We start from the raw sequence: 1,494 nt of genomic DNA, 5'->3' as shown, positions 1-1,494 counted from the left end.
CATCATCACTGCGGTCGCCAGAAAGCTGGTAAACATCGCGAACAAGCTATGTAAAACCCGCCAAAAAATACGCCGACTTGGCCACCTGACAGATATAGTTACAAAGCCGGCGAAACCCGCAAGCATCAAAGTTTGAAGTCATTGCATCTTGCACATCTTCAGGAATTTCAATAATTTCACCCCCATTAGGGCTGCGTGCCTCTGCGGCGAGGAAAAAATGCTAGCTGAAATGGATGATCACACGCTGATCGAGGCGATACATGAGTATTACTTCATGTGCCAGCCCATGTTCCATATCCCGAGGCCATCCAAAGCAAAGCGAAGGGCGCCTGTTGGTTTTTCGATACTTGATAATGCGCTTAGGCGCCTTGAGACGGTAGTAGAAACATGTGGCTGCAAGCATGCGATTTCCGATTGCGAACAGGATTTCTTTCAGGCGATCCGTAGAGGGCATGGACGTGGCTACCAGCAGTTTTTGTTTCGTAGCACAACTGGTTTCAATTCGGATCAGATTAAAAAAATTGGGATCGCCAACCTACATCTAATATGCTCAGATTTTTTTGAGAGATATGAAGTTGATCTAAAATCGAGTGTTGCTTTGGGGGTCAGCTTAGTATTTTATGTTCGCTCGGATATTAGCTCATCTTTTTCGCCACCTTTTTAAACGAATTGACTACTTTTAGCGGTGAATATTGTAATGACTAGGAATGACCTTGTCAAAAGCGAACTTTGTGCATTTTGGCTCTGGACTCATTGAGTTTCACAGCCAGTAGATGACGACTGCGGCGAGAGCGATGGCAGAGAAGAATGCCTTGGGGCATCTGTCGTATCTTGTTGCCGCACGCCTCCAGTCCTTGAGCTTGCCGAACATGATCTCGTATCGCTGCCCAGCAGTGCCTTGCACAGCAAGGTCACGAGAGGGGCGGTTGCGCCGTTTGTATCGGCGCTTGTCGTATTTGACCGGGGGCTTGCGTTGCTTCCGGGCTGGATTGCAGGCGCGGATCTCTTTGTCTTTCAACGCTTCTCTGAACCAGTCGCCCTCATAACCCCTGTCCCCGAGCAGCCAGTTGACGTCCGGAAGGCTGCTTAGCAGCGCCCGGGCGCCGATTTAATCGCTGACCTGGCCAGCCTTGACGAACAGGTTGAGCGGCCGGCCCCGGCTGTCGCAGATGGCATGCAGATTCGTGTTCATGCCACCCTTGGTTCGCCCAATCAGGCGACCGCCCCCCCCTTTTTGACGCCCAGACTGGACGCCGTGCGGTGGGCTTTCAGGTAGGTGGCGTCGATCATCACGGTCTTCTTCTCACCGTTCCCGGCCGCCAACCCGGCCAGCATCTGTGCGAAGATGCCTTTATCGCTCCAGCGCTTCCAACGGTTGTAGAGCTTCTTATGTGCGCCATACTCCTTCGGCGCATCCCTCCAGCGCAAGCCATTGCGGTTTACGAAGATAATCCCACTCAGGACACGCCGGTCGTCGACACGCGGTTTGCCGTG

Annotated in this window: 1 pseudogene; it reads right to left on the bottom strand. The window is 52.4% G+C overall.

Features of this window, described 5'->3' with window-relative positions:
* Positions 1 to 760 precede the first annotated feature (760 nt).
* Positions 761 to 1,494: pseudogene (locus J1C49_RS21425) on the bottom strand (IS5 family transposase); the annotation flags it as partial.

Source organism: Cognatishimia sp. F0-27, from assembly GCF_020667845.1.
Taxonomy (GTDB): Bacteria; Pseudomonadota; Alphaproteobacteria; order Rhodobacterales; family Rhodobacteraceae; genus JAFMPQ01.
This window is presented reverse-complemented; position numbering and strand designations above follow the sequence as displayed.